This is a genomic window from Bradyrhizobium sp. GW821-FHT13H06 (assembly GCF_058803975.1).
This window is the reverse complement of record NZ_JBXAPN010000013.1, coordinates 1-22,842: the sequence shown is the minus strand read 5'-3', so window position 1 is coordinate 22,842 and position 22,842 is coordinate 1. Positions and strand designations below refer to the sequence as shown.

The window sequence follows — 22,842 nt, the reverse complement described above, 5'->3', positions numbered from 1 at the left end:
CTAAGCGATTGTCGGTAGCTCGGAGAGCGAGCGGACGCGGTAGTCCGGCGCAAAGCCAAGCTCGTCCATCTGGGTACGGATCGCCTTGAACATGGTGAGCGGTGCCACGAGTTCGTTTTCGACGCAAGCCAGCGCCATGGCTTCGGGCGTGACGCGTTCGATCCAGGCAACGTTCAATCCGAAGGATTTCGCACCAGCCACGTCCCAGGGATTGGAGGAGACGAACAGAACCTCGTTCGGCGCGGTGCCAAGGACCTCGCCGATCAGCTCATAGGCGTCCGGGCTCGGCTTGAAGATCTTCTTCGCGTCGACGCTGATGGTGGCATCGAGCAGGGCATCGAGGCCCGAATTGCGCACGAGCGCATTGAGCATGTCCGGGCTGCCGTTGGAAAGGATGGCGAGCTTGCGCGGCTTCAGCGCCGTGAGCGCTGCTGTCGCGTCCGGATAGAGATCGAGCTGCAGGTATTTCTCGATCACACGCTCGAACACGTCGTTCTCGTAAGCGAGGCCCAGCATTCGGAGCGTGTAGGCGAGCGAGTCGCGGGTGACGGCGGCAAAATCCTGGTAGCGCCGCATCAGCGAGCGCAGCCAGGTGTATTCGAGCTGCTTGATGCGCCAGACCTGCGTGATGATCTCGCCATAGCCCGGAAACGCATCCTCGGTGATGTCGGCGACCGATTGGATGTCGTACAGCGTTCCGTAGGCGTCGAATACGACGGCTTTCATGCTCAATTGGCCGTCCTCCGGGATCGTTGCGCGCGCAGGGGACTATACCCGGCGCTGCGATATCGATCCAAGGTCCGGCCGATCAGTTTACCGTGCCTTGGTGTTCCAGCTCTCCCGCTCGGCGAAGACCCGGCTGACCTCCGCCATATGCTCCGTGCCCCAGGAGCACAGCGGTACGAGGGCCTGGGCCAGACTGCGGCCCAGGGGCGTGAGGCTGTAGTCCACACGCGGCGGCACCTCCTTGTAGTCGGTCCGCTTGATCAGACCGTCGGCCTCCAGCTCCTTGAGCTGTTGGATCAGTACCTTGTCGCTGACGTCGCGCACGGCTCGCCGGAGCTCGCCGTAGCGGGTCGGGCCGTCCTGGGCGAGGAAGTACAGGATCAGCGGTTTCCATTTGCCCGAGATGACCCGCAAGGTCGCATCCAAGCCGCAAGTGAAGCCGGGCAGATTCGGCGTGCAACGCTGGACGTCTGCTTGAGCCTGCGCCGGCGGGGAGAGGAGGTCTGTACGATCTGACGACATTTTTTGGGTACTTACCAAAAGGTGCATACTTGTCGATAGGTGGGTACGCCGCCAGCTCAGTGCAACCCTAGTGAAGGAGCACATCATGAGCAGACTACAAGGCAAGACGGCGGTGGTGACAGGCGGCGGAACCGGCATCGGGCTCGGAGCCGCCAAGCGGTTCGTTGATGAGGGCGCGTTCGTCTACATCTTCGGGCGGCGGCAGGAGCCGCTCGACGCCGCCCTTGCGCAGCTGGGGTCCTCGGCGCGCGCCGTAAGAGGCTCGGTCACGGATCTGTCCGACCTCGACCGGCTATACGCGACAGTCAAAGCCGAACGCGGCGGACTCGACATCCTGTTCGCCAATGCCGGGACCGGACTGTTTGCGCCGCTCGGCGAGATCACGCCCGAGCACTACGATCACATCTTCGACGTCAATGTGAAGGGGCTGGTGTTCACGGTGCAGAAGGCCCTGCCGCTGATGCGAAAGGGATCGTCGATCATCCTGACCGGTTCGAGCACGGGCGTGATGGGCACGCCGCAATTCAGCATCTACAGTGCGACCAAGGCGGCGATCCGCAACCTTGCGCGCAGCTGGGCGCTGGACCTGCGCGGCACCGGCATCCGCGTCAACGTACTGTCGCCAGGGCCGACCAAGACGGAGCTGGCGCTGGAGATCGTGGGCGAGGAAGCATTTGATGCGCTCGGCAGCTCGACCCCCATCGGGCGCGTGGGCGACCCGAGCGAGACCGGGGCCGTGGCCGCGTTCCTGGCGTCCTCGGACAGCAGCTTCATGACCGGCGGCGAGGTCTTCGTCGATGGAGGCCTTGCGCAGGTCTGACATCTTGCGCGCTTCGATCGCATGATCGAACGCCGCAACAATGGAGGTATGCTCCCTCCCCCGCTTACGGGCAGGGCTATCGCATTTGAATTTTGCAGAGGTCGTCATGCCCGGGCTTGTCCCGGGCATCCACGTTCTTGTGCCGCGTGGAAAGGCGTGGATGGCCGGGACAAGCCCGGCCACGACGCTGTGGAGACAGCCGGTGCCCATAGCGACATCTCATATGCGATAGCCCTGCGCTTGCGGGGGAGGGTGTCACCACGGCGGGACGATCTCCTGGAGGAAAGAACCCTCCTCCGCGCCTTCGGCGCGACCTCCCCCGCAAGCGGGGGAGGTGCACTGAGCCCGCGGCCGCTTGATTCAACTTAAGCCCACTCCGCCTTAGATCCCCAACAGCCTGCGCGCGTTCGCCTTCAAGACCTTCGGCCGGATCTCGTCGCGGATCTCGATCTTGGCGAAGTCGGACAGCCAGCGGTCCGGCGTGATCACCGGCCAGTCCGAGCCGAACAGCATCTTGTCCTGCAGAATCGAGTTGATGTAGCGCACCAGGATCGGCGGGAAATATTTCGGCGACCAGCCGGAGAGGTCGATATAGACGTTCGGCTTGTGGGTCGCGACCGACAGCGCCTCCTCCTGCCAGGGGAAGGAGGGATGGGCGAGGATGATCTTGAGGTCGGGGAAATCGGCCGCGACGTCGTCCATGTACATCGGGTTGGAATATTTCAACCGCATGCCCATGCCGCCGGGCATGCCGGAGCCGACGCCGGTCTGGCCGGTGTGGAACAGCGCGATCGCGCCGCCATTGTTGATCTCTTCGTAGAGCGGATAGGCCATGCGGTCGTTGGCGTAGAAGCCCTGCATGGTCGGGTGGAATTTGAAGCCGCGCACGCCGTATTCCTCGATCAGCTTGCGCGCCTCGCGCGCGCCGAGCTTGCCCTTGTGCGGGTCGATCGAGACGAAGGGGATGAGGACGTCGAGATGCTCGGAGGCGACCTCCAGCATCTCGTAATTGTTGTAGCGGCGGAAGCCCGTCTCGCGCTCGGCATCGACAGGGAAGATCACCGCGGCGATGTTCTTGGAGCGGTAGTAGGCCGCGGTCTCCGGCACCGTCGGTGGATGCTTGTTCGGCGACTTGAAGTACTCGGCCATCTGCGCCTGGAAATCGTCATAGCCATCGTCGGGGTGGCAGCCGCAGGGCTCCTCGGCATGAGTGTGGATGTCGATGGCGACGACATCGTCAATGTTCGGCAGCTTCAGCTTCGGCATTGGTTTCCTCCCGACCGGTTGCCAAATTGATTATAGGATATAACGAATTTGGCAAGACATTGCGGGAGCTTATCGGTCGGGTAGATCGGGCCGATCCGGCCGCTTCTACTGTGCATGGGGTTGTTTTCGCGAATTTGCTGGGCCGAACCGGGGCAGTGAACATTGACATCACCTCCCGCCATGCCTTAAGAACCGCCCCGTCCCGGGCGGTCGGTCCGCCAGCGGGAAAAATCTCATTTTGCCACATTCGCGCGTGCCGAAACGGTAGTGCCGAACACGGCCTTTCGAACGTTCAGGATTCTGCCATGAAGGTCCGTAACTCGCTGAAATCGCTGCGCGGTCGCCATCGCGCCAACCGCCTGGTCCGCCGCAAGGGCCGGGTTTATGTGATCAACAAGGTGCAGCGCCGCTTCAAGGCGCGGCAGGGCTGATCTCGCCCGGCCGGACGCCTTCGCGCGCCCCGCAAGACCACGGCTCACACGAGTTTGACGCCGCCTTTGCTTTGCAAGGGCGGCTTTGCGTGTTTAGACTTTCACCATGGCAGTGAGATTCCCTTTCGCCCGCACCCTATGCCTGGCCCTTGCGCTTGCAGCCGCCGGTCTGGCTCCAGCCGTGGCGCAGCAGGTTGAGCCGCCCGGCAAGCAGAAGAAGCTGCCCGAAGCGCCGGCCAAGCTGCCCAAGGTCGATCGCGGCAAGAACCTCGATTTCCTGTTCGGCGCGCTGAAGGCCGCTCCCGATGAGGCCAGCGCCAAGCATGTCGAGGCGAGGATCTGGGCGATCTGGCTCCAGACCCCGAGCGACACCGCGGCGCTTCTGATGTCACGCGCCAAGACCGCGGTCGATGCGAAGAAGATCGATGTCGCGATCAAGCTGCTGGATTCGGTCATCAAGCTCAGGCCCGATTACATCGAGGCCTGGAATCGGCGGGCTACGCTCTATTACATGCAGAACGACTATGGCCGCTCTCTCGCGGATATCCAGCAAGTGCTGGTCCGGGAGCCGCGCCATTTCGGCGCGCTCGCCGGCCTCGGCATGATCATGCAGGAGGTCGGTGACGAGAAGCGCGCGCTGGACGCTTACCGCAAGGCGCTCGCCGTCAATCCACACCTCGAAAAGATCCCCGATCAGGTCAAGGCACTGACCGAGAAGGTCGAAGGTCGCGACATCTAGGGCACGATCCGTAGAGGGGGTGCAGCGGTTTTCCGAAGAAGATCGTGCTCAAGACAATCGGGACAAGTTGATCAACTGCCGAGCGGTCGCGGCGTGTCCGGATTAACCACGATCCGAAGCGGGCCGTCGCGAGGGCTATTGCGGGACCTGCTGCAGGCCTACCTGCATGGCAGGAGCACAGCCATGAAGCGTTTGGGAGTCGCAGCCATATTGCTGCTCGCGTCGGGGGCGGTGAGCTTTGCCGACGGATTGTTCTGGGTGGTCGGCAACCGCGCCACTGGAAAATGCAATATCGTGACCAGCAATCCCGTGATCATCGGCGATATCTGGTTCGGCGACGGTCCCTACAAATCCAGGGCCGATGCCAAGCTTGCCCGTTCGACGATCCGCGTCTGTCCCCCGGTCACGCCCGAGGAGGAGAAAGAGGAAGACGGTACGGATTAGCCTGCGCTCAATGCAGGACGCTGCTGCCGCGCTCGACGAGGCCGCGGGCGGCGGCTGCGGCGTAAGCCTTTGCGAGCTCGGTCTCGAGATGCTCGTTGATCAGGAGCAGAGCCCGCACGGCACCGCGCAAGTCACCATTGCAGCTCGCGACAATTTCGTCGATTGCAGTGTCGTTCGATCTGAAGCTCATTGAAAATTCTCCGGTCAAACCAGGACAAATCCTGCCGGTCTTTCCCGCATCGCCCGAGGCTGCGAGGAGGATCGGCACCTACCCGCGCCTAGATGGCGGAACCGACCATGGCGATTATATGGAAGCGGCGATGACGGCTGCATGAAGCTGGTCCGGGGCTTGCGTGCTCTCCTGGAATATCGTTGATATTATTGAGTTTTCTCGTTCCGCAATTATGCACATATCCACAGCCCCGGGATTTTCAGTGGAAGCGCGGAAAGCCGGCGGCGAAACTGCCGTGCGATCAGACCCGTAGCTGCCCTGTGCCCAGGATCACCCGGAATTTCTCCATGATCGTGATGTCAGTCGTGACGGCGCTGGTCCTGCTGGCACTGGTCACGCAGGCGGGAATCGTCGCCGTGCAACGCGCCTTTCCGCCTCAGGGCCGGATGGTCGAGGTCGATGGCGCGAGGCTTCACGTCGTCGATATCGGTCCCCGCGATTCGGGTCTTCCGATCGTGATGCTGCACGGCGCGAGCTCCAATCTCGAAGCGATGCGGCGGCCGCTCGGCGACATCCTCGCCGGGGACCGCCGCGTGATTCTGATCGATCGTCCCGGCCATGGCTGGAGCACGCGCGGGCGGCGACAGGATTCGACGCCGCAAATCCAGGCGCGGATGATCGATGAGGCGCTTCACAGGCTCGGGATCGATCGCGCGGTTTTCGTGGTGCATTCCTGGAGCGGCGCCCTCGGCGCGCGGATCGCGCTCGATCATCCGCACCGCGTTGCCGGTCTCGTCATGCTCGCGCCCGTCACTCATCCCTGGCGCGGCGGTGTCGGCCGCTACAACGAGATCATCGCAACGCCCGTGATCGGCCCGCTGCTCGCCTACACGATCACGCTGCCGCTGGGCTATGTCCTCGCTGAATCCGGCGCACGCAACGTCTTCCTGCCGCAAACCATGCCGGATGGCTTCGTCAAGGACTCCGCGACGCCGCTATTGCTGCGTCCGCGCGAGTTCATCGCCAATGCCTATGATCTCGTGACTCTGAAAGAGTCGGTCGCCGCGCAAGTCGCGCGCTATGGCGAGATAAGGGCGCCGGTCACGATCGTCGCCGGTGAGCCCGACAAGACGGTGAAAACCAGCATCCACGCGCGCCCGTTCGCCGCAGCGGTGCCCAATGCGAAGCTGATCGTGCTGCCCGACCTCGGCCACATGGTGCAGAACGCCGTGCCGGATCTCGTGAAGGCGGAGATCGAGACGATGATCGGCAGGATCGTCCCGGCGCAGGCGGCCGCCGATTAAGGCGCTCTCGAGCGAAGTGGATATCAGTTCGCGTGAAGAAAACGCGTCAGCTCTGGCGGCCGCCTTTTGCGCGCCTACTGCTTGATTTTCCCGTCCTTGTCGTATTGGGCGAGGAAGGCCCAAAGATTATTGATCTCGGTCTCGTTCTTGATGCCGGCGAACGCCATCTTGGTGCCGGGAATCTTGGCCTTGGGGTCCTTGATATATTCCTTGAACGTGGCCTCATCCCAGGTGATGCCGGAATTCTTGTTCGCGTCCGAATAATTGTAGTCCGGCGCGGTTCCCGACTTGCGGCCGTTGAGGCCGTTGAGCTCGGGGCCGACCTTGTTCTTGGCGCCGTCGCCGATCGCGTGGCAGGCCAGGCATTTGTTGAACGACGTCTTGCCGGCCGCGACATCCTGCGCCATCGCGGCAGGTGCGGTGGCAATCACGGTGAGGATCGTCAGTGCGCCAAAAGTCAGTTTTGTCATCGGGTGCTCTTCGTCTCTTCCCTGGTGGGTCTGGTCAGTCTCTTGCCTGATCGACAATCGCCGGCCCGCCGCTTTTGGCAGGCCTGCGCGGCTTGGACAAGCCATCAAACCATGACAGGTTTCACGATTTCCTACTTGTCCCAGAGCGAACTCGCGGAACATCGTTGATCCGACTTTCGGATGGCCTACCCAAACAGGCGCGGACGTGATTGATTTGCCGCGACAAAATTGATCGTGGGCTATGAGCCGGAAGGATATGTCATGACCATCATGATGCCTGCGAGCGACCAGGCGGTGCTCGCGCGCCGCGCGGAGATCATTGCTGCGTTGCGCGCAATCGTGCCCGGTGAGGGCGTGATCGACAGCGCAGCCGAGATGCGGGCGTATGAATCCGACGGGCTGACCGCCTACCGCCAGCCGCCGATGGTCGTGGTGCTGCCCGATACGACCGAGCAGGTCTCGCTCGTCCTGAAATATTGTGCTGCGCAAGGCATCAAGGTGGTGCCGCGCGGCTCCGGCACTTCGCTGTCCGGCGGGGCGCTGCCGCTCGAAGACGGCGTGCTGCTGGGGCTCGGCAAGTTCAAGCGCATTCGCGAGATCGATTTCGACAACCGCGTCGTCGTCACCGAGCCCGGCGTCACCAACCTTGCGATCAGCCAGGCGGTCGCGCATGCCGGCTTCTATTACGCGCCCGATCCGTCCTCGCAGATCGCCTGCTCGATCGGCGGCAATGTCGCCGAGAATTCCGGCGGCGTTCATTGCCTGAAATACGGCATGACCACCAACAACGTGCTCGGTTGCGAGATCGTGCTGATGAGCGGCGAAATATTGCGCATCGGCGGCAAGTCTGCGGAGAACGCGGGCTACGATCTGATGGGCGTCATCACCGGGTCGGAAGGCCTGCTCGGTGTCATCACCGAGATCACGGTGCGCATCCTGCAGAAGCCGGAGACGGCGCGCGCGCTGATGGTCGGCTTTGCAGAGGTCGAGGCGGCCGGCGAATGCGTCGCGCGCATCATCGGTGCCGGCATCATTCCGGGCGGCATGGAGATGATGGACAAGCCGGCGATCCACGCCGCCGAGGCCTTCGTCCATGCCGGCTATCCGCTCGACGTCGAGGCGCTTCTCATCATCGAGCTCGACGGTCCCAAGATCGAGGTCGACGAGCTGATCACGCGCGTCGAGACGATCGCCAATGCCTGCGGCTCGACCACGTGCCAGATCTCGACCTCGGAGGCCGAGCGCAACCTGTTCTGGGCCGGCCGCAAGGCCGCGTTTCCTGCCGTCGGCCGCATCTCGCCGGACTATCTCTGCATGGACGGCACCATCCCGCGCGGCGCGCTGCCGAAGGCGCTGGCGCGCATCCGCGAGCTCTCGGAAAAATACCAGCTCGGCTGCGCCAACGTGTTCCACGCCGGCGACGGCAACCTGCATCCGCTGATCCTCTACGATGCCAACAAGCCCGGCGAGATCGAGCGCGCCGAAGCCTTCGGCGCCGACATCCTGCGCGCCTGCGTCGAGTTCGGCGGCGTGCTCACCGGCGAGCACGGCGTCGGCATCGAGAAGCGCGACCTGATGCCGGAGATGTTTTCCGAGATCGACCTCAACCAGCAGCAGCGGCTGAAATGCGCCTTCGATGCGCAGGGCCTGCTCAATCCCGGAAAGGTGTTTCCGACCCTGCACCGCTGCGCCGAGCTCGGCCGCATGCATGTGCATGCGGGCAAGGTGGCGTTTCCGGACATCCCGCGGTTCTGACGGCCGTGCTGACGTTGCACCCTCTCCCCTTGTGAAGGGGAGAAGGAAGAAAGCGACCCTCACAGCAGCCCGTATTGAGCCCGTTCGCGTTTTGCCAGCAGCGGCAGCGCTTCGCCGGCGATCCAGGCCTTGAAATGGGCGCTCTCCTGGTGCGCCTTGAATGCCGCCTCGTCGCGGAACAGTTCGTAGAACAGGAACTGGGCCGGATTGTCCTTGGCGCGCGAGATCAGGAACAGCTTGACGCCGTCCTCGCGCTGCGCCTCCGGCAGGAAGCGGTCGAGGATCGCGGCGACCTTGTCGGCCTCGTCCGGCTTCGCCTCCCATTGCGCGACGACGAGCAGGCCGCCGCCGTCGACGGCCTCGCTGAGAGATTTCTGCGTGGCATAATGATTCATGATGTCTGTCTCCATCGGTTGGCCTCGAGCGCGATCGGTGCAGACTTGTAGCGATAGCCTGGCGGCTTTGGTTCGCCGGTGATCGAAGTGTCGGTGTCGTGAATGCTTCGATGGAGATTGAATCGCGGCTGGGCCCCGTGGTGGATCCCGATCGCGGCGGCAATGGTCGCCGGCGTCACCCTGCATTTGATTTTGGCGGCGAATTTCGCTACCGCCTTTGCCCGTGGATACGCTCAAGGTCAGAGACGCCAAAGACGTTGAAGAGGTGGTGCGCGCGGCGATTGCCAATGAGCAGCCGCTCGAGATCATCGGCCATGGCTCCAAGCGCAGCATTGGCCACGCCATGGCGACCAACGCCGTGCTCGACGTCTCCGCGCTGAATGCCGTCACCTCCTACGAGCCCAATGAGCTGATCGTCACGCTCCAGGCCGGTGCGCCGCTCGCCGACGTGCTGTCGCTGATCGATGCCAAGAACCAGCAATTCGCCTTCGAGCCGATGAACACCGCCCCGCTGCTCGGCACGCCGGTATCAGGCACCATCGGCGGCATGATCGCGGCCGGGCTGGCCGGACCGCGGCGCATCCGGGCGGGCGGGGCGCGCGATCATCTGTTGGGGGCGCACGCCGTCTCGGGCTTCGGCGACAGCTTCAAGACCGGCGGCAAGGTGGTGAAGAACGTCACCGGCTACGATCTCTGCAAGCTGCTCGCCGGTTCCTGGGGCACGCTGTCGGTGATGACGGAGGTCACGCTCAAGGTAATGCCGAAGCCGGAAGCCGAGCGGACGCTGCTGCTGCGCGGGCTCGACGATGCCGCCGCCAACAAGGCCATGACCGCGGCGCTGGGCTCGCCCTTCGACGTCTCCGGTGCCGCGCATCTGCCGAAATCGGCATTCCGGGCCAGGACCGAGGGGATTGGCGACATCGCGGGCCAGGGCGAGGCGCTGACCGCGCTGCGGCTCGAGGGCATCACCGCCTCCGCCGCGCACCGTGCCGGATCGCTGCGCGAATTGCTGGCGCCGTTTGGAACCGCGACGCTGGTCGAGGATGGGGCATCTGCGGCGCTGTGGGCCGCGATCCGCGATGTGCTGCCGTTTGCGGCAAGCGGCGCGCTCGGCGCCTGGCCGGTGTGGCGGATCGTCTGTCCGCCGGCCTCGGGCGCGGCACTCGGCACCCAATTGGCACGCGAGACGGGGGGCGATGTGATCTACGACTGGGGCGGCGGGCTGATCTGGGCGGCAGTGCCACCGAAGCCGGACGCGCATGCCCCGGCCGTGCGCGAGCGCACGAACGCGGTCGGTGGGCACGCCACGCTGATCCGGGCGGCCGAGGATGTCAGGCGCGCGATCGACGTGTTCCAGCCGCAGGCGCCCGGGATCGCCGCCCTCAGCGAGCGGGTGCGTGCCAGCTTCGATCCGAAGGCCATTCTCAACCGGGGACGGCTGACGCGGGGAGCTGCGTCATGAAGACTGAATTCTCGCTCGCGCAACTCGCCGACCCCGATATCGCGGAAGCCGACAAGATCCTGCGTGCCTGCGTCCATTGCGGCTTCTGCACCGCAACCTGTCCGACCTATGTGCTACTCGGCGACGAGCTCGATAGCCCGCGCGGCCGCATTTACCTGATCAAGGAGATGCTGGAGAAGGACCAGGCGCCGACGGCCGAGGTGGTCAAGCATATCGACCGCTGCCTGTCGTGCCTTGCCTGCATGACGACCTGCCCCTCGGGGGTGAACTACATGCACCTCGTCGACCAGGCCCGGGTCCGGATCGAGCAGCGTTATCAGCGGCCGCTGCCCGAGCGGCTGCTGCGCCAGGTGCTGGCCTTCGTCCTGCCGGACCCGCAGCGCTTCCGCATCAGCATGTGGCTGGCGCGGCTGGTGCGTCCGCTGAGCGTTCTGCTGCCGACGCCCCGGCCTTCGGCGACGCCCGGATTGGTCCAGCGCATCAAGGCGATGCTGGCGCTGGCTCCGAACCAATTGCCGCCGGCTGGGCCTGCCGCGGGCAGCGTATTCGCGGCGCTCGGCAAGAAGCGCGGACGTGTGGCGCTGCTCCAGGGCTGCGCCCAGCAGGTGCTGGCGCCGCGCATCAACCAGGCCGCCATCAGCCTCCTCACCCGCCACGGCATCGAGGTGGTCCTGGTCCGGGACGAGCAGTGCTGCGGTGCGCTGACCCATCACCTTGGCAACGACCGGGATGCGCTGGCGCGAGCTCGCGCCAACGTCGCGGCGTGGCGCAAGGAAGCGGCCGGCGAGGGGCTCGACGCCATCCTGGTGACGACCTCCGGCTGCGGCACGGTCATCAAGGACTATGGCTATCTCCTGCGCGAGGACTCCGCGTTCGCGGCCGATGCGGCGAAGGTGTCGGCGCTCGCCAAGGACATCACCGAATACGTCGCCGGCCTCGAACTCGCGACAACTGCGAGACAGGACGACATCGTCGTCGCCTATCACTCCGCGTGTTCGTTGCAGCACGGGCAGAAAATCACGGGCCTTCCGAAAGAATTGCTTTCCAAGAATGGATTCGTGGTGAAAGATGTGCCCGAGAGCCATTTGTGTTGCGGCTCGGCGGGGACCTACAACATTCTCCAGCCCGAGCTTGCGGGCCGGTTGCGCGACCGCAAGGTCGCCAACATCGCAAGCGTCAAGCCGGACATGATTGCCGCGGGCAATATCGGCTGCATGGTGCAGATTGCCAGTGGCACGTCAGTTCCGGTCGTACACACGATTGAGCTTCTCGATTGGGCTACGGGCGGGTCGCGGCCGACATCGAATGCACAAGCTTGAGCTTTCAGGGGCTCGAGCTTTCGTCCGAAGGTGACGGCAGAACGACGCCCGATCGACCATTGTTCGGCGGCAACAGGAGGACCACGATGGCGAAAGCGAAGAAGAAGAAAAGCAAGAAGGCCAAGAAAGCGAAGAAGGCCGTAGCAGCGAGGAAGACCGCAAGGAAGTCGGCCAAGAAGTCCGCAAAGAAGTCTGCCAAGAAGACTGCAAAGAAAGCTGCGAAGAAGTCTGCCAGGAAGGCAGCCCCGAAGAAAGCCGCCAAGAAGGCTGCGGCGAAGTCGGCCAAGAAGGCCGCACCCAAGAAGGCCGCGAAGAAAGCGGCACCGAAGAAGGCGAAGGCAGCTCCTGCTCCGAAACCGTCGGCACCGGTGGAAGCTCCGGCTCCCGAGCCTGCCTCCGAGACAAGCTGGGCGATGCCTTCGTCTTCTGCGGAACCCGCGCCGGCCGAGGGACAGGGGTAAGCCCGGCCGCTCCCTGGCTCTTGAAGCGATCTGCAATCAGGAAGGCCGCGGCGCCGGGCGCTGCGGCCTTTTTGCATCGTCGCAAGCTGATTCAGTCTCAGCCGTTTGCCGCGCCTGTCTGATTCGTGGCCTGGGCGTCACCCCAGCCGAAGACCCCCGGACTTACACGGGCCTCCTGTGCACTTTGGAATGAGAAAAATGTGATCGGGAAGCCACACAGGCGAACAACCTTTCGTGAAATGGTCAAAACGCCTAAAAAGTCGGCAGATGCCCGCGCTTTTTGCTTCACGGTTCCTATCCGCCGATCCAGATTGTCGCAGTGATGTAATTTGCAATCAGGTCGAGCACCCCGGGGGGCTTCCGGGATCCGACTGGGGTCTAAGAATTGGTGATGGGGATCGAAATGAAAAAAGCGGTTTTGTTGGCAACGGCGCTGGCAATGGTCACGGGCTCGGCTTTCGCGGCAGACTTGCGGGTGAAGGCGCTGAAGGCCCCGCCGCCCCCGGCCTTCGATCCGTGGGATGTCGCTTTCGGCGCCGGCATCATGAGCGATTACATCTTCCGCGGTATTACCCAGTCGAACCACAACCCGTCGGTGACGGCCTATTTCGAGCCGCGCTACAACGTCAACAAGGACCTCCAGCTCTATATCGGTACGGCCGCCGCGAGCATCTCGTTCCCGAACCGCGCCGCGGCAGAAGTCGACATCTACGGCGGTATCCGCCCGACTTTCGGCATGTTCGCCTTCGATTTCGGTGTCTGGGGCTACCTCTATCCGGGCGGAAGCTGCTTCGGCTCGCAGGGCACCCTCGCGCAGGGCAATTGCGGTACCGACCTGGATAATTCCCAGGGCGCGATCGGCCTTCCGATCAACGGCAACTTTGCCAAGAAGGACGCAAGCTTCTTCGAAGCCTATGCCAAGCTGAACGTCGCCATCAACGACCAGTGGACGGTCGGCTTCAACGAGTACTATTCGCCGAACTTCCTGAACCTCGGCGCCTGGGGCAACTACGCCTCGGTCACGGCCAAGTGGACTGCGCCGAGCACGACCTTCGGCGCCAGTGGCGTCGGCATGTATGTGTCGGGTGAGTTCGGCCGCCAGTGGCTCGGCACATCCGACATCTTCTATGGCATCGCAGGCGATCCGGTCTACGCGAACGGCATCAAGGAGCCGAGCTACAACACCTGGAACGTCGGTGTCGGCTTCACCTACAAGGTGCTCACGCTCGATCTGCGCTACTATGACACCGATCTGTCGAAGGGTGACTGCAACGCCTTCACCAGTGACTTCTCCGCCACCAACTCGAGCCCCGGCTTCGTCACCCCGATCAACGGTGGTGCGAACGCAGCCACGGCTTTCGGCTCCAACTGGTGTAGCGCTGCTGGCGTCGCCAAGCTCTCTGTCGACCTGACGGCGATGACCAATCTGAAGTAAGTTTCTTCCGACTTCACCAAGTCATTCGGCAAGGGCGGCAGAGCGATCTGCCGCCCTTTGCTTTTGGGCTCGGGTCTCTCCACAAGCGCCATACCCGGGCTTGACCCGCGCCGTCCACGTCTTCGGCACTGTCGCGCAATGAGCTCATGGATGGCCGGGACAAGCCCGGCCATGGCGACGCAGAAAGCGGCGGTAACAGGCCGCTCGCGCGTTAACGCGCCGCGCTCGGCTCCGCTGCCGCCCGTTCGCCGCCGAGGACGTGGATCGCACCGTCCTTCACCAGCGCGACCTTGCGCGTGTGGAAGGCGTCGAGCGTCGAGCGGTGGCCGATCGAGACGATGGTGGCCTGCGGCAGCTTCTCCGTCAGCAGGCGGTAAAGCCGGGCCTCGGAGGGTTCGTCCAGCGACGCCGTGGCCTCGTCCAGGAACAGATAGTCCGGTACATGCAACAGCGCGCGCGCAAGCCCCAGGCGCTGCTGCTCGCCGAGCGACAGCATCCGGTTCCAGTGGCCGTCCTCCTCCAGCCGCTCGGCAAGGTCGGGCAACCCGACGGCGATCAGAGCGTCGCGGACTTGCGCGGCGTCAAACGCGCCGGGCGATGCCGGATAGACAACGGCATCGCGCAACATGCCGACCGGAAAATAGGGCCGCTGCGGCAGCATCATCAGCTTTGCCTTCTCGGGTATGACAACCGTGCCGGTACCGAACGGCCAAATGCCGGCGATGGCCCGGAACAGCGTGGACTTGCCGGAGCCCGAAGGTCCGGTCACCAACACGCGCTCCGACGTCTCGATGGTGAAGGCCTTGGCGGCAACCAGCGGCGTGCCGTTGGGCAGGTTCACGCAGAGCTGCTCGAGGTCGATATGGCGGCCGCCGCCGGCGACCTCCAGCGTAATGGCAGGCTCATGTGCCGGCAGGTTCGCGGCTGAATCGACGGACATCTCGAAGCCATCGAGGCGCGCAACGATCGAGCGCCACTCCGCCAGTGACCGGTAAGCCGTGACGAAGAACGACAGCGCGCCCTGTACGCTGGAGAAGGCGGATGCGGTCTGCATCATGTCGCCGAGCTGAATCTTCTTGGCGAAGAAGGCCGGTGCCACCAGCACGTACGGAAAGATCACTGCGGCCTGCTGATAGCTGGCCGTGAACGCGGTGAGGCGTTTGGTCCGGCTCATGATGGCGTACCAGTTGGCGATTACGAAGCCGAAGCGATCGAGCAGGCGGGCCCGTTCGGCGCCTTCACCCCTGAGCAGCGCGATCTGCTCGGAATTCTCGCGGACGCGGACGAGATTGAAGCGGAAGTCGGCCTCGTAGCGCTGCTGCTCGAAATTGAGGTTGACCAGCGGCGCACCGATCCAGTGCGTCAGCGCGGTGCCGAAGATCGCGTAGATCAGCGCGCCCCAGCACAGATAGCCGGGGATCATGAGATCGGTGCCGAACAGGCGTAGCGGCGCGGCGTTGGATAGGCCCCAAAGGATGATGACGAATGAGAACAGCGTCACGATCGACGAGAGCAGGCCGAGCCCGATGGTCAGGGTCTGCTCGACGAAACTCTTGACGTCCTCGGTGATGCGCTGGTCCGGGTTATCGGCCGCATCGCCCTTGAGCTGCATGCGGTAGTGCGTGGCGCTCTGAAGCCATTCGCCAAGATAATGCCGGGTGAGCCATTGCCGCCAGCGAATCTGGAGCCACTGGTTCAGGTAAAGCTTGTAGACAGCCAGCGCGATATAGGTGAACGCGAGCGCGACGAAGATCCAGATCTCCCTGACGAAGGTGTCCCAGTCGCTGGTCTGGAGCGCGCTGTAGAACCGGTTCTGCCACTGGTTGACGAGCACGTCGATCGCGACCAGTGCCAGCTCCATCGCGACCACGGCGGCGAGCAGGCCGCGGCCGGCCCATTTGTCCTCCGATCGGAAATAAGGGATGGCGATTCGCCAGACGATCGCGAGCGTGGCGCTGATGTTCTTCACAGAGCAGGGTCTCCTCGGGGGATGTGCATAACTGCCCAGAGCCAAAGACTTGAGGCGATGGCGGAAACGGGCGCGCTTAGACTAAAGTCGCAAGATCTACAATTTGCGTTGGATTGTCGCAGCTCGCAACCCTAGCATGGGCTTCGATGGCCCGGGGCAGGGTGCGTCTGGATTTCGCGAGCTTGTGAGCGGACGGGAACCGCCTGCATTCGCGAGGAATTGGCGTCCAGCTCGGGGTTTTCACTTTCATCGTCAAGCAGGACGGCTCTCCACGCGGGCCGCCTGTCGCAACATGCGTGGGGAGAAAGTCCATGTGGAATCAAATCTATGATCCGCTCAACAGCCCGGTGCTGTCGACCATCGCGGCGGCGGTGCCCGTCGTCACGCTGCTGGTCCTGATCGCGAGCGGTCGCGTCCAGGCGCATATCGCGGCCATCATCGCCGTGATCGTGACCAACCTGATCACGATCTTCGTTTTCACCATGCCCGCGAACATGTCGATCCGCGCCTCGGTGCTGGGCATCGTCACCGGGTTCTTCCCAATCGGCTGGATCGTCCTCAACGTCATCTTCCTCTACCAGGTGACGGTGAGCACCGGCCGCTTCGAATTGCTCAAGCGCGCCATCGGCGGGGTCACCGAGGACCGGCGGCTGCAATTGCTGCTGATCGCGTTCTCGTTCGGCGCGTTCTTCGAGGGCGCCTCCGGCTTCGGCACGCCGGTCGCGATCACCGGCGCCGTGCTGATCGGGCTCGGCTTCTCGCCGCTCGCAGCCTCCGGCCTGTCGCTGATCGCCAACACCGCGCCGGTCGCCTATGGCGCGCTGGGCACGCCGATCCAGGGCCTCGCCTCCGTCACCGGGCTCGATCCCTACATCCTGGGCGCGATGGTCGGCCGGCAATTGCCGTTCTTCTCGTTGATCGTGCCGTTCTGGGTGGTGTGGGCGTTCGCCGGTTGGAAAGGCATGAAGGACGTCTGGCCGGCGATCCTCGTCACCGGCTTATCGTTTGCCGTCCCGCAATTCGTGATTTCGAACTACATCAATCCCTGGATCGTCGACATCGGCGCCTCACTGATCTCGATGGGTGCCCTGATCCTGTTCCTCAAGGTCTGGCAACCGAAGCAGCTCTGGCTCTCGCCGGCGCTGCGGGGCCACGATGAATCGGCCTCGACCATGGCGGCGGCAAGGCCGCTCGACAAGACGCCGCTGACGCAAAGCGAACTCTTCAGTGCGCTGTTGCCGTGGATCATCGTCTGCGTCGTGATGCTGATCTGGGGCAACGGCGCCTTCAAGGGCTGGGCGAACTCGATCTTCGTCTGGAACTATCCCGTGCCCGAGCTGCACCAGATGATCAACAAGATGCCGCCGGTCGCGCCAGGGCCGACGAAAGAGGCTGCGGTGTTCAGCTTCACATACCTGTCGTTCACCGGCACGGGCATGCTGATCGCGGCGATCATCTCCGGCGTCCTGATGGGCGTCGGTCCCGGCCGGCTCGTGGCCGAGTATGGCCGCACCATACGTCTGTGCGCGATCTCGCTGATCACGATCTCGGCCATGCTCGCGATCGGCACCTTGACGCGTCTGTCCGGCGTCGACGCAACGCTGGGTCTCGCCTTTGCCGCGACCGGTGTGCTGTATCCCTTCTTCGGCACGCTGCTCGGCTGGCTCGGCGTGGCGCTGACGGGATCGGATACGTCGTCCAATATCCTGTTCGGCAACCTCCAGAAGATCACCTCCGAGCAACTCGGCCTGTCGCCGATCCTGATGAGCGCGGCGAACTCCTCCGGCGGCGTGATGGGCAAGATGATCGACGCCCAGTCGATCGTGGTCGCCTCCACAGCGACCAACTGGTACGGGCATGAGGGCACCATCCTGCGCTTCGTATTCTGGCACTCGATCGTGCTGGCGTGCCTCGTCGGCGTGCTCGTGACGTTGCAGGCCTATGTCTGGCCGTTCACGGCGATGGTCCTGAAATAGTCGCCTGCGCCTCGCTCGAGACAAATCCCCGCGAGGTTCGCCCCCGCGGGGATTTTTTGCATCCGGGCGAACCTTCTCATTGGCATCGCCATCTTATAGAAGGTGCCGCAAATCGGGTCGGTCGAGAGGTCTCATGGTTTCGCTCAAGCGATTGGTGTGTGCGGCAGTTGCAATGCTCGCGATGTCCACGCTCGCGCGTGCCGAGGACGGTTTCCCGTTCGGCACCGAGATGACGCTGGAAGCATTGCCGCAAGCAGGCTCGAAGCGGATTCCGAACATCGAGATCGGCGACCATGGCGAAGTCGTGCTGGAGCTCTGGTGCAAGGGCGGCAAGGGCCAGTTCTCGGTTGCCGGCAACACCGTGATCTTCGTTCCCGGCCAGATCCAGGACCGTTCCTGTCCGCCGGCGAAGGCGCAGGCCGACGACGAACTCGTGGCCGCGCTCGGCAGCGTCGAAACCTGGAGGCGCCAGGGCGACGTGCTGACGCTGATTGGCCCCAAGCCGCTGCACTTTCGCGTCAACGGGAACTGAGGCACGCTCTCGTGTCCCGGACAAGGCGCATCGCCTAAGCGATGCGACGCAGAGCCGGGACCCAGTTGTCTCTCCGCGATTCCGCTTGCGGCCTCTGGGCCCCGGCTCGCAGCGCTTCGCCATAGCGCGTCGAAGACGCGCGTCAACGCGCTTATGGCGTCCGGGGCACGATCGTTCGGCGTGCTATTTCCACTCCGATTTGTCGGCGTCCCAGCGCTGGCCCTTCAGCTCCTTGGCAAGCGCCTCGATCGAGCCGTTGTCGTCAGGCAGATCGCCTTCTTCGTCCAGGCTCGCGTCGTCGGACAGGTTGAGCTTGGCACCGCTGCTCTCGTCGGCGGTCGTGGTGGCGGGGCTGCCGATCCAGAGCATGAGCTTGTCGGTGGTGCCGGGCTTGTCCGGCGAGACGAGCCCTGCGACCTCGATCGTGTCGGTGAGATCGAGCGCCGGAAGATCCTGGTTCGGCCGCTTGAACACCAGCTTGAGCTTGCCGGTCGCGGGGTTGAAGTTCTGCGAGACCGGCTTTGCCGCGAGTGTCCTGCTCAGCACGCTCGCCACCGCAGTCGCGAGCTTGCCCTTGTTGATCTTGTCGCCCTCGCGCCAGTCCGCGGCGGGGAAGCGGATGGTGCGGTCCATCTCGGTCATGCCCGCGGTCCAGCCTGCGGCCGTGACGCCCGGCATCGCCTTGAATTTCGACAGCAGCGCGCCGGCGCGCTCGGGATCGACCGACATGTTGATGGTCTGCTCGCCTGCGCGCAGTGCGTCGCAGCCGACGGTGAGGCTGGCCAGCGTCACCTCGACCTCCTGGCCCTTCAGGCTCTTCAGGAAGTCGGTTGCCGCGTCGAGCTTGACCTTGACCGCGATCGCTTCCGGCGAGACGTCGGTGAAATCCTTCGGCTGCGGCGTGATGCCGTCGTCGGAGGTCTGGTTGTCCAGAAATTCCCTTTCGCTGAGATCGGAATTGTCGGGCGAGGTGACCTCGGTCACCGCCTGGCCGACCGCGATCTGGCCGCGGAACTCGAACGTGTCGCCGGACTGTTTGCGCGTCAGCTTGACGCTGACCGGCGACTTCTCACTGATGCTCTGCGTCGTTCCCGTCAGCGTCTGGCCGGCGACCTGGAGATTGACGACGAAGCGGTCCTTGCGGTCGGAGTTTTTCGCGATCGGGTAGCAGACGTCGAGCACCGCCGCGGTGACCGTCTTGCCCTGGCGCGTCTCCTTCAGGATCACGTCGGCATTGCCGTCCATCAGCCCGTCGATCGAGGTGAAATAGCGCGTCTCGATGCCGCCCGGCGCCGTCGCCTTCGGCGACAGCTTCATCTGGGCGGAGGCGGACTCGGGCGAGACGGCGAGCAGAGCCGCCAGAAGGGCAGTCGAACAAACCGGAAGCGCGCGCATCGACGAAGACCTCGGGCAACGGGCATGATCCGGAAAAGTGTGAAGCGGTTTTCCGAGAGGATCATGCCCAAACAGTTAGAATCGGCGCCACCGTAGTGGTTTTTGGCTGCCGGTTGAATTGGAAAGCGGAGAGGCAGGGTCGGCAAAAAAGAAGGCCGCCCGGAGGCGGCCTTCGCAATACTGCAATGGAACGGAGCCTAGAAGCCGCCCATGCCGCCGCCGGCCGGCATGGCCGGCGCAGCTTCCTTCTTCGGCAGCTCGGCGACCATGGCTTCGGTGGTCACCAGCAGGCCCGCCACGGAGGAGGCGTCCTGGAGCGCGGTGCGCACCACCTTGGCGGGATCGATGATGCCCTTCTCGACCATGTCGACATAGTCCTCGGTCTGGGCGTCGAAGCCGAAGGTCTCGGACTTGTTCTCCAGGATCTTGCCGACGACGATCGAGCCTTCCACGCCCGCGTTCTCGGAGATCTGGCGGATCGGGGCTTCCAGTGCCTTCAGCACGATGTTGATGCCGGCCTGGACGTCGTCATTGGCGTTGCTGAGACGGCCCACCGCCTTCTTGGCGCGGAGCAGCGCGACGCCGCCGCCGGGGACGATGCCTTCCTGCACCGCAGCGCGGGTGGCATTGAGCGCATCCTCGACGCGGTCCTTCTTCTCCTTGACCTCGATCTCGGTGGCGCCTCCGACGCGGATCACCGCGACGCCGCCGGCGAGCTTGGCGAGGCGCTCCTGGAGCTTCTCGCGGTCGTAGTCCGAGGTGGTCTCCTCGATCTGGGCCTTGATCTGGCCGACGCGCGCCTCGATGTCGGGCTTCTTGCCGGCGCCCTTGACGATCGTGGTGTTCTCCTTGTCGATCACCACCTTGCCCGCGCGTCCAAGCATCTTCACCGTGACGTTCTCGAGCTTGATGCCGAGTTCCTCGGAGATGAGCTGGCCGCCGGTGAGGATCGCGATGTCCTCCAGCATGGCCTTGCGGCGGTCACCAAAGCCCGGCGCCTTGACGGCCGCGACCTTGAGGCCGCCACGCAGGCGGTTGACGACCAGGGTCGCCAGCGCCTCGCCCTCGACGTCCTCGGCGATGATGACGAGCGGCTTGCCCGACTGCACCACGGCTTCCAGCACCGGCAGCATGGCCTGCAGGCCCGAGAGCTTCTTCTCGTGCAGGAGGATGTAGGCATCCTCGAGCTCGGCGGTCATCTTCTCGGCGTTGGTGACGAAGTAGGGGCTGAGATAGCCGCGGTCGAACTTCATGCCTTCGACGATGTCGACCTCGGTGTCGAGCGACTTGTTCTCCTCGACGGTGATGACGCCCTCGTTGCCGACCTTCTGCATCGCCTGGGCGATCATCTTGCCGATGGCGGCGTCACCGTTGGCCGAGATGGTGCCGACCTGGGCGACCTCGGAGGAGGCGGCGACCGGCTTGGCGCGCTTCTCGATGTCCTTGACCACGGCCGCGACCGCGGTGTCGATGCCGCGCTTGAGGTCCATCGGGTTCATGCCGGCGGCAACCGCCTTGGCGCCCTCGCGCACGATGGCCTGGGCCAGCACGGTCGCGGTGGTGGTGCCGTCGCCGGCGGTGTCGTTGGTCTTCGAGGCGACCTCGCGCAGCATCTGGGCGCCCATGTTCTCGAACTTGTCCTCGAGCTCGATCTCCTTGGCGACGGTGACGCCGTCCTTGGTGATGCGGGGCGCGCCGAACGACTTCTCGATGACGACGTTGCGGCCCTTCGGGCCGAGCGTCACCTTGACGGCGTTGGCGAGAATGTCGACGCCGCGCAGCATGCGGTCGCGCGCGTCTCCGGAAAACTTGACGTCTTTGGCAGCCATGTCTGCAATCCCTCGTGTTTCGTGATGTGTCTTGTTCGTGCTGTTTCCTGCCGCGCTCTCTCCGTCCTACCGGGCTTGTCCGGCCTGCACGGCCGTAGCCGCTTCGGCGGGGCAAGCCCGGGCATGTCGATGGAGCATTCAGCGGCCGTTCAGGCAGATGGCCTTAGGCCAGCACGCCCATGATGTCCGACTCCTTCATGATCAGGAGCTCTTCGTTGTCGATCTTGACCTCGGTGCCCGACCACTTGCCGAACAGCACGCGGTCGCCGACCTTGAGGTCGATCGGGATCAGCTTGCCGGTCTCGTCGCGGCCGCCGGGCCCGACGGCGACGACCTCGCCCTGCGACGGCTTTTCCTTGGCGGTGTCGGGAATGATGATGCCGCCCTTGGTCTTTTCCTCGGCGTCGATACGTTTGACCACGACACGGTCATGCAGCGGACGAAATTTGGATTTAGCCATGACGTTTCCCTTTGGAGGCTCGCTTCGGAAGGAGTGGAAGTCGGTGGGGCGGCGCGACCGTCCACCCTCTCCCCGAGAGACCGAACGGCGCGCTTAGCAATCGGGCTTTCCGAGTGCTAATAGTGCGCCCGGAAATATGGCTTGGCCGCGATCCTGTCAAGCAAAGGTGGTTAAGCGATTGTTGAGGCGGATATAGGATGGTGGCATTGGAAACTCGTTCGGAGCGCCGGCGTACAGAAGGACGTCATTGCTCCGGCAGCGGTTTTACGCTTGGCTGCGGGAGGGGTGCGGCCGTCGTCTTGTTCGGGGGAATGCCATGATCAGTTCAGCTCACGCGCGCACGGTTGCCAATCTGGCGGCAGCCTCTTGTCTGGCGCTGTTGCTGGGCGCCTGCGGCGGCGGCATGAGCCTGCCGTCCTTCTCGTCGTCGTCTCCGCCGCCCGAAGCCGAGCCCGGCACAGCGCCGGAAATGCCTGCCACCATCCGCGCGGACGAGATCGTCGGCCGCTGGGGTCTCGCCTCGTTCCAGAACCCGGCCGACCGCGCCCGCACCGAGGCAGCCGCCCGGGCGCAGTGCAAGAACCCCTATGTGATCACCGCTGGCTCCTCCGGCGGCGTGATCATGCATCTGGCCGACCAGGCGACGCCGCAGGAACTGCGGCTGAAGGGCTCGCCGAGCGGCAAGAACTACATCGGACCGGCGGGGCCGACCCCTGGCGAACAGGATCGCGAGATCATCTCCTTCGACGGCCGCGTCCTGATCACCCGCTTCATCGACAAGGACGCCGCCACCCGCTACGGCAACATGGTCTACGTCCGCTGCGCGCCGCGGGCTTAAAGGCGATCGTGCGACTTCCCCTCTCCCCCTGTGGGAGAGGGTGGCTCGCCGCGTAGCGGCGAGACGGGTGAGGGGTCTCTCTCCCCACGTCTAACTCTCATTGGAATGCGCGGAGAGATACC

The 22,842-nt window shown here is 64.2% G+C and carries 23 protein-coding genes; 13 read left to right on the top strand and 10 right to left on the bottom strand.

Annotation, left to right across the window (positions count from 1 at the left end; genetic code table 11):
* On the bottom strand, positions 1-732 hold the full coding sequence (locus AC1RQP_RS35150) for a haloacid dehalogenase type II (RefSeq protein ID WP_239621030.1): 732 nt from the start codon (positions 730-732) through the stop codon (positions 1-3).
* Between the two features lie 81 nt (positions 733-813).
* Positions 814-1,173: a winged helix-turn-helix transcriptional regulator gene (locus AC1RQP_RS35145; RefSeq protein ID WP_492942064.1), complete on the bottom strand. Its 360-nt coding sequence runs from the start codon at positions 1,171-1,173 to the stop codon at positions 814-816.
* Positions 1,174-1,333: 160 nt separating this feature from the next.
* Here AC1RQP_RS35145 and AC1RQP_RS35140 point away from each other — a divergent pair, with 160 nt between their 5' ends.
* Complete coding sequence (locus AC1RQP_RS35140; protein ID WP_239621032.1) at positions 1,334-2,068, top strand: SDR family NAD(P)-dependent oxidoreductase; 735 nt, start codon at positions 1,334-1,336, stop codon at positions 2,066-2,068.
* Positions 2,069-2,449: 381 nt separating this feature from the next.
* On the opposite strand, the gene AC1RQP_RS35135 is transcribed toward AC1RQP_RS35140, so the two are convergent.
* On the bottom strand, positions 2,450-3,334 hold the full coding sequence (locus tag AC1RQP_RS35135; RefSeq protein ID WP_239621034.1) for an amidohydrolase family protein: 885 nt from the start codon (positions 3,332-3,334) through the stop codon (positions 2,450-2,452).
* Positions 3,335-3,639: 305 nt separating this feature from the next.
* On the opposite strand from AC1RQP_RS35135, the gene ykgO reads away from it, so the two are divergent.
* The 3 genes from ykgO to AC1RQP_RS35120 all read left to right on the top strand — a co-directional run bounded on the left by ykgO (position 3,640) and on the right by AC1RQP_RS35120 (position 4,948).
* The gene (gene ykgO, locus AC1RQP_RS35130) at positions 3,640-3,765 is read left to right on the top strand and encodes a type B 50S ribosomal protein L36 (RefSeq protein WP_006611362.1); all 126 of its coding nucleotides are present in this window, start codon (positions 3,640-3,642) and stop codon (positions 3,763-3,765) included.
* Between the two features lie 106 nt (positions 3,766-3,871).
* Positions 3,872-4,504 (top strand): tetratricopeptide repeat protein, encoded by a 633-nt coding sequence (locus AC1RQP_RS35125; RefSeq protein ID WP_239621036.1) that lies wholly within the window; start codon positions 3,872-3,874, stop codon positions 4,502-4,504.
* 183 nt (positions 4,505-4,687) lie between these two features.
* A complete protein-coding gene (locus AC1RQP_RS35120; protein ID WP_028180447.1) occupies positions 4,688-4,948 on the top strand; it encodes a hypothetical protein in 261 nt (86 codons plus the stop codon).
* A gap of 7 nt (positions 4,949-4,955) precedes the next feature.
* Here AC1RQP_RS35120 and AC1RQP_RS35115 read toward each other — a convergent pair whose 3' ends face one another.
* Positions 4,956-5,138, bottom strand: a complete 183-nt coding sequence (locus AC1RQP_RS35115; protein WP_061879013.1) for a hypothetical protein — start codon at positions 5,136-5,138, stop codon at positions 4,956-4,958.
* A gap of 329 nt (positions 5,139-5,467) precedes the next feature.
* Between AC1RQP_RS35115 and AC1RQP_RS35110 the strand changes: the two genes are divergently transcribed.
* Complete coding sequence (locus AC1RQP_RS35110) at positions 5,468-6,424, top strand: alpha/beta fold hydrolase (protein WP_492941828.1); 957 nt, start codon at positions 5,468-5,470, stop codon at positions 6,422-6,424.
* Positions 6,425-6,498: 74 nt separating this feature from the next.
* Here the strand turns inward: AC1RQP_RS35110 and cycA are convergent, their stop codons facing one another.
* On the bottom strand, positions 6,499-6,894 hold the full coding sequence (gene cycA, locus AC1RQP_RS35105) for a cytochrome c-550 CycA (RefSeq protein WP_492941826.1): 396 nt from the start codon (positions 6,892-6,894) through the stop codon (positions 6,499-6,501).
* 261 nt (positions 6,895-7,155) lie between these two features.
* On the opposite strand from cycA, the gene AC1RQP_RS35100 reads away from it, so the two are divergent.
* Entirely contained in the window at positions 7,156-8,649 is a 1,494-nt protein-coding gene (locus tag AC1RQP_RS35100) for an FAD-linked oxidase C-terminal domain-containing protein (RefSeq protein ID WP_492941824.1), read from the top strand.
* 59 nt (positions 8,650-8,708) lie between these two features.
* On the opposite strand, the gene AC1RQP_RS35095 is transcribed toward AC1RQP_RS35100, so the two are convergent.
* Positions 8,709-9,044, bottom strand: a complete 336-nt coding sequence (locus tag AC1RQP_RS35095; RefSeq protein WP_492941822.1) for a putative quinol monooxygenase — start codon at positions 9,042-9,044, stop codon at positions 8,709-8,711.
* 223 nt (positions 9,045-9,267) lie between these two features.
* On the opposite strand from AC1RQP_RS35095, the gene AC1RQP_RS35090 reads away from it, so the two are divergent.
* From AC1RQP_RS35090 to AC1RQP_RS35075, 4 genes are all read left to right on the top strand, one after another.
* Entirely contained in the window at positions 9,268-10,506 is a 1,239-nt protein-coding gene (locus AC1RQP_RS35090; RefSeq protein WP_492941820.1) for an FAD-binding protein, read from the top strand.
* Positions 10,503-11,825, top strand: coding sequence for a glycolate oxidase subunit GlcF (glcF, locus tag AC1RQP_RS35085; protein WP_492941818.1), 1,323 nt, complete (start codon positions 10,503-10,505; stop codon positions 11,823-11,825). The genes AC1RQP_RS35090 and glcF overlap by 4 nt, the downstream gene beginning before the upstream one ends.
* An 86-nt stretch (positions 11,826-11,911) precedes the next feature.
* The gene (locus AC1RQP_RS35080) at positions 11,912-12,286 is read left to right on the top strand and encodes a histone (RefSeq protein WP_239621046.1); all 375 of its coding nucleotides are present in this window, start codon (positions 11,912-11,914) and stop codon (positions 12,284-12,286) included.
* A gap of 403 nt (positions 12,287-12,689) precedes the next feature.
* Positions 12,690-13,721, top strand: a complete 1,032-nt coding sequence (locus AC1RQP_RS35075; RefSeq protein WP_239621053.1) for a TorF family putative porin — start codon at positions 12,690-12,692, stop codon at positions 13,719-13,721.
* 211 nt (positions 13,722-13,932) lie between these two features.
* Here AC1RQP_RS35075 and AC1RQP_RS35070 read toward each other — a convergent pair whose 3' ends face one another.
* Positions 13,933-15,690: an ABC transporter ATP-binding protein/permease gene (locus tag AC1RQP_RS35070; RefSeq protein WP_239621055.1), complete on the bottom strand. Its 1,758-nt coding sequence runs from the start codon at positions 15,688-15,690 to the stop codon at positions 13,933-13,935.
* Positions 15,691-16,001: 311 nt separating this feature from the next.
* Here AC1RQP_RS35070 and AC1RQP_RS35065 point away from each other — a divergent pair, with 311 nt between their 5' ends.
* A complete protein-coding gene (locus tag AC1RQP_RS35065; RefSeq protein WP_492941815.1) occupies positions 16,002-17,666 on the top strand; it encodes an L-lactate permease in 1,665 nt (554 codons plus the stop codon).
* Between the two features lie 133 nt (positions 17,667-17,799).
* The gene (locus AC1RQP_RS35060; protein ID WP_492941813.1) at positions 17,800-18,198 is read left to right on the top strand and encodes an META domain-containing protein; all 399 of its coding nucleotides are present in this window, start codon (positions 17,800-17,802) and stop codon (positions 18,196-18,198) included.
* Positions 18,199-18,381: 183 nt separating this feature from the next.
* Here the strand turns inward: AC1RQP_RS35060 and AC1RQP_RS35055 are convergent, their stop codons facing one another.
* From AC1RQP_RS35055 to AC1RQP_RS35045, 3 genes are all read right to left on the bottom strand, one after another.
* Positions 18,382-19,593 carry a hypothetical protein gene (locus AC1RQP_RS35055; RefSeq protein WP_492941811.1) on the bottom strand — a complete coding sequence of 404 codons (1,212 nt, stop codon included), beginning with the start codon at positions 19,591-19,593 and terminating at the stop codon, positions 18,382-18,384.
* A gap of 197 nt (positions 19,594-19,790) precedes the next feature.
* On the bottom strand, positions 19,791-21,422 hold the full coding sequence (gene groL, locus AC1RQP_RS35050; protein ID WP_492941809.1) for a chaperonin GroEL: 1,632 nt from the start codon (positions 21,420-21,422) through the stop codon (positions 19,791-19,793).
* Between the two features lie 163 nt (positions 21,423-21,585).
* On the bottom strand, positions 21,586-21,882 hold the full coding sequence (locus AC1RQP_RS35045) for a co-chaperone GroES (RefSeq protein ID WP_025033779.1): 297 nt from the start codon (positions 21,880-21,882) through the stop codon (positions 21,586-21,588).
* Between the two features lie 316 nt (positions 21,883-22,198).
* Between AC1RQP_RS35045 and AC1RQP_RS35040 the strand changes: the two genes are divergently transcribed.
* Positions 22,199-22,720 carry a hypothetical protein gene (locus AC1RQP_RS35040; protein WP_061879002.1) on the top strand — a complete coding sequence of 174 codons (522 nt, stop codon included), beginning with the start codon at positions 22,199-22,201 and terminating at the stop codon, positions 22,718-22,720.
* Positions 22,721-22,842: the final 122 nt, after the last annotated feature.